6 protein-coding genes and 1 pseudogene are annotated in these 4,829 nt (G+C 35.7%); 6 read left to right on the forward strand and 1 reads right to left on the reverse strand.

From position 1 onward, the window contains the following. Positions 1-244, reverse strand: a 244-nt coding sequence (locus BMW37_RS14735; RefSeq protein WP_143047699.1) for a transposase, incomplete at its 3' end; no start/stop codon positions are given. Between the two features lie 379 nt (positions 245-623). Between BMW37_RS14735 and BMW37_RS14740 the strand changes: the two genes are divergently transcribed. The 6 genes and pseudogenes from BMW37_RS14740 to BMW37_RS14765 form a co-directional block, all read left to right on the forward strand. Then, positions 624-1,232 carry a YiiX family permuted papain-like enzyme gene (locus BMW37_RS14740; RefSeq protein WP_093322754.1) on the forward strand — a complete coding sequence of 203 codons (609 nt, stop codon included), beginning with the start codon at positions 624-626 and terminating at the stop codon, positions 1,230-1,232. Between the two features lie 221 nt (positions 1,233-1,453). Beyond that, positions 1,454-2,002, forward strand: a pseudogene (locus BMW37_RS14745) (RNA 2'-phosphotransferase). A gap of 420 nt (positions 2,003-2,422) precedes the next feature. Continuing rightward, positions 2,423-2,761, forward strand: a complete 339-nt coding sequence (locus BMW37_RS14750) for an ArsR/SmtB family transcription factor (RefSeq protein ID WP_218139551.1) — start codon at positions 2,423-2,425, stop codon at positions 2,759-2,761. Between the two features lie 50 nt (positions 2,762-2,811). Then, complete coding sequence (gene arsH / locus BMW37_RS14755) at positions 2,812-3,516, forward strand: arsenical resistance protein ArsH (protein ID WP_093322756.1); 705 nt, start codon at positions 2,812-2,814, stop codon at positions 3,514-3,516. A 124-nt stretch (positions 3,517-3,640) separates the two neighbouring features. Beyond that, positions 3,641-4,441, forward strand: coding sequence for an ACR3 family arsenite efflux transporter (gene arsB, locus BMW37_RS14760; protein ID WP_093322759.1), 801 nt, complete (start codon positions 3,641-3,643; stop codon positions 4,439-4,441). Positions 4,442-4,534: 93 nt separating this feature from the next. Next, the coding region (locus BMW37_RS14765) for a DUF4277 domain-containing protein (RefSeq protein ID WP_177168706.1) at positions 4,535-4,829 on the forward strand (295 nt) is incomplete at its 3' end.

Genomic DNA, 4,829 nt, shown 5'->3' on the forward strand with positions numbered 1-4,829 from the left:
TGTTTTCCATCTTAACATCACTAAGATTATGCCAAGACTGTAATAAAATAACTTTAAACATCATTATCGGCGCATAAGAAGCGGCACCTAATCGGTTAGGCTTTTGCTCTAAGAGCTTATTAAGTATGATTATTATTTGATCCCAGTCAATCAAAGCATTTATTTCATCAAACTCTTCAAATGCTTTGTGTTGCTTAACGTTAGTTTGTTTGAACTGCAGTCTAGGTTGAATATTTTTCCACATATAACGCTCCTAAGAATATGATTTAAAATATTATATCACATGCAGCTCAAAAAATAAACGAAATTTGAATGATTATTAACCAGATTTGCAAAGCTCTCAGAATAAATGTTATGGATAAATGTATAATTGATTTAACTTTGAGAATTCTTTGGTGTCAGCGCCGTCGTTTTTTGGGCTTCTGTGAACTTTTTAGATATTTTTTATGTAATTGAAGGTGCGCAGTAGGAATTCCCTTGCTTTAGCAGGGCATCAAGTCAGCCTAATGCTTAACAGCATTGCTTGAGCTGAAGTTCTATTTTCTTTGGTACCATGGAAAAACAGCACCCAATTAGTCATATTTTATTCCCTCTGGTTTAACTCAATTATCTTAGGAGCTCTAATGCGCCGTATACTCATCTTACTTAGCTGTTTTGCTGGTTTTTTACTGACTACACAACAAGTATATGCTAAATACATACCAGAAGAGGGCGATATCATATTTCATACATCTAATTCCAATTTAAGTGCCGCGATACAGGCGGTGACACACTCTCCCTATAGCCATATGGGGATTGTGCTTTTTAAAGAAGGTCAACCGTATGTCTTTGAAGCGGTCAATCCCGTTAAATATACGCCATTAGATAAGTGGATTAAACGCGGAAACAAAGGAAAGTATGTGGTTAAACGACTAAACACTCCACTAACAACTTTGGATAAAAAACAATTAAATGATGCAGCTCAAACCTACATAGGTAAGCCATACGATATTCGCTTTGAATGGTCAGATCAAAAAATTTACTGTTCAGAACTGGTTTGGAAGATGTATCATGATGCTCTAGATATCAAGTTAGCAACATTAGATAATTTTGGTAGCTACGATGTTTCTCATCCAATTGTAGCTAAAAAAGTAAAAGAAATTTATGGTAATCACTTCCCTGTTAACGAAAAAGTCATAGCGCCAGTTGCCATTTATGATTCACCTTTATTAATGACCGTAGCCACTGACTAATCGCGTAGCTTATCTATAATCAAGTCATCCTGTTGACCTAAAGTGTCATTTAATTTACTCTTAGTAGCAGTCAATACTGTTTTGCTAAAGATATTAGCGCTTCTTATTTGATCTTGATACACATATTACTTTTACTTTGCTCAGTTAAGTCATCGTGATTGGAAATCTGATATGATTCTCTTTTAATTACCCGTAAACTTACTTCTTCAGGAAAACACAAAATGAGTCAATCATTAGATAAAGTCAGTAAATTTTTAAGCTTCGTATTGAGGCATCAACCGGAGGCAATTGGAATTAACCTGGATAGTGAAGGTTGGGTAGAGATAGAAAATTTGATTTACCAGGCTGGTATTAATGGTACAAAATTAGACTTGGGTCTGATTGAGCAGGTGGTTTCAACAAGTGATAAAAAACGTTTGACGCTTTCTGAATGTAAGAGAAAAATATGAGCTGCCCAAGGCCATTCAACTTCTCAGGTACAAATTAAGTTCAAGGCATTAACTCCCCCCGAATATCTCTACCATGGAACAGCAGTTCGCTTTTTAGAGTCAATCAAAATTGAAGGATTAGATCCTAAAGGGCGTCATCATGTTCATTTATCCTCAGATACCACAACAGCAGCCTCAGTTGGCAACAGATATGGTAAGGCAATCGTGCTTAAAATTCATTCAAAGTTAATGCATGAGAATGGGTATGAATTTTACCAATCAGAAAATGGTGTGTGGCTAACTCATCAGGTGCCTATTAAATATATTGATTTTTCATCATAAGTCCTAGTCAACTATAATCATTTACATACCACATAATAGGGTTAAATATCCATAAATCACATAGGCAAAAATGTAGAAGAGCTTTTATGTAGTTCTATTCCAGTAGTAAGTTTTTAATAGCATTACGCCTAAAGTTGTTAAGTCCTCGTTTACCTCTACCGATCACTGTAATGCCTATCAGCCTTCATTTAAATTTTTTACTCAAATGCGGTTTTCTAAATATCCTAACGTCAATTGTGTTGTCTAGTGATAACACTTATCGCTTAAGGCTAAGCCACTAATACGATTTTTTCATGTATATATGTAATTTATTGCATATGCAATAAATTACATATATACTGTTTTTTAACAGAGCTCTGATGTAGAGATTTAATTTTAGTAGACGCATCAGATAAATAAAGTTTAGACGGAGATATTGTAGTGGAAAAAGCAACTGATATCGGCACATCAAGTGAGTTTTTTAAATGTTTATCAGATCCATACCGCTTGAGATGCGTGCTATTAATTTTAAAACATTCAGAACTGTGCGTTTGTGATTTGATGCAAATTCTTTGTTTAAGCCAGCCGAAAGTATCACGCTATTTATCTGATTTGCGTAAGTGTAACATATTGACATCGCAGAGACGGGGTCAATGGGTCTATTACACACTAGACAAAACCCTGCCTGATTATGCAGTAAAGGTTTTATCTGTTTTAGCTCATTCAGATATACCAGGCTTACCAGAATGTTTACCACTTGAAAGAACGATAACGTGTTAAATTATTTACATCAATAACTACAACCAGTTACAAATAACGAGTAGCAAATTATGACTATAGCACTTCCTAATCTAATTGAAGAACATTTCAAACAACCCAACTTAGTTCTGCCAAATAACATGAATGAGCCACTTAAAATATTACTTTTATATGGTTCACTGCGTGAACGCTCATACAGTCGTCTAGTCATTGAAGAGTGTTCACGATTATTGCAATACATGGGAGTGCAAACGAAAATTTTCTGCCCCTTAGGTTTGCCCCAAGTAGATTCTGCAGATGATTCACATCCTAAGGTAGTAGAACTTAGAGAGCTTATGATGTGGTCAGATGGTCAAGTATGGTGTTCCCCTGAACGCCATGGTTCAATGACAAGTATTTTTAAAAGTCAAATTGACTGGATTCCTTTGAGTATAGGGGCAGTAAGACCAACCCAAGGCAAAACTTTAGCTGTGATGCAAGTTAGTGGAGGCTCTCAATCTTTCAATGCTGTCAACCAAATGAGAATTCTCGGTCGTTGGATGCGTATGTTTACTATTCCAAATCAATCCTCTGTGCCAAAAGCATTTTTAGAGTTTGACGACAAGGGGAGAATGAAACCTTCTTCATACTACAATCGCATTGTTGATGTGATGGAAGAACTAGTGAAAATTACGCTCTTGTTAAAAGGATCTTCTGATGTTCTCGCTGATAGATATTCAGAGCGTGTCGAAAGCGCTCGAGAGCTAATGGAGCGCGTTAACCAACGTAATCTTTAAGTTGATTAAGTGTATGCTTGAGGGAATTAAAGTGTGTTGATTTATATTAGTTTCATCTATTAATGTATAAAGACAATTATTAGTCAGTTATACATAAGTTTAGCATATTAAAAGGAAATTGGTTATGGGATTGTTTGAGCGGTATCTTAGCGTGTGGGTTGGCTTTGCAATTTTAATTGGCATTGGGCTTGGAGTTGTTTCTCCAGCTAGTTTTGTCTTTCTTGCTAGTATTGAGTATGCGCATGTCAATTTGATTGTGGCAGTGCTTATTTGGTTAATGATTTACCCTATGATGGTGCAAATAGATTTTTCTGCTATCAAAGATGTTGGTAAAAAACCCAAAGGACTGATTTTAACTTTAGTGATAAATTGGTTAATTAAGCCATTTTCAATGGCATTTTTAGGATGGCTTTTTTTTAAAGTCTTTTTTGCAAATTGGGTAGATCCTCAATCTGCTAATGAATACATTGCAGGAATGATCTTACTTGGTGTTGCACCTTGCACCGCTATGGTATTTGTTTGGAGCCAGTTGACTAAAGGCGATGCTAACTATACGCTGGTGCAAGTTTCAGTGAATAACTTGGTGATGCTATTTGCTTTTGCTCCAATAGCTGGATTTTTATTGGGAATTTCTAATATTACTGTGCCTTGGGATACCTTGCTCATCTCAGTCCTATTATATGTCTTGACTCCATTAGTTTTTGGGTATTTAACACGCAAACATTTTGATGCATCAGGTAATCAGGCTGGACTAGTAGGTTTTAATCGGCGTGTTAAACCATTTTCCATAATGGGGTTGCTTGCAACTGTAGTATTGTTGTTTGGCTTTCAAGCGAATACAATTTTATCAGAGCCTTTGGCAATTGTTTTGATTTCAATTCCATTGTTAATCTTACATTCCGCTGTTCAAAAAATGATTAATTAACATGTTTTTTTTGTGATTTACATCACATTTTTAATTTAAGTTATTGACATTGTTATCAAAAAGTGATCAATTATGACTTTTTGGATGGTGATTATGAATTTCGATAATGTAGACGTATATGATTATGGGCATTTAGGATTGATTGCTGGTTTTATTAAACAGGTTGGGTTAATTGACTACATTGATCATGTCATCCCTAAAACTAAACCATGCCATGTCAGTCATGGTCAAGCAGTTGCAGCGATGTTGCTTAATGCACTCGGATTTCATTCTCAAGCCCTCTATTTAGTTCCTGAATATTTCTCTGATAAGCCTATCGATTTGCTGATTTCGCCTGGGATCTATAGTGAACATCTGAACGATGATGTGCTGGGCCGAACCTTAGATG

The organism is Thorsellia anophelis DSM 18579 (genome assembly GCF_900111395.1).
GTDB lineage: Bacteria > Pseudomonadota > Gammaproteobacteria > Enterobacterales > Thorselliaceae > Thorsellia > Thorsellia anophelis.

Coding starts and splice junctions, on each gene's coding strand:
- arsH (WP_093322756.1), top strand. CDS start 2,812: ATGACTATAGCACTTCCTAATCTAATTGAAGAACATTTCAAACAACCC.
- BMW37_RS14740 (WP_093322754.1), top strand. CDS start 624: ATGCGCCGTATACTCATCTTACTTAGCTGTTTTGCTGGTTTTTTACTG.
- arsB (WP_093322759.1), top strand. CDS start 3,641: ATGGGATTGTTTGAGCGGTATCTTAGCGTGTGGGTTGGCTTTGCAATT.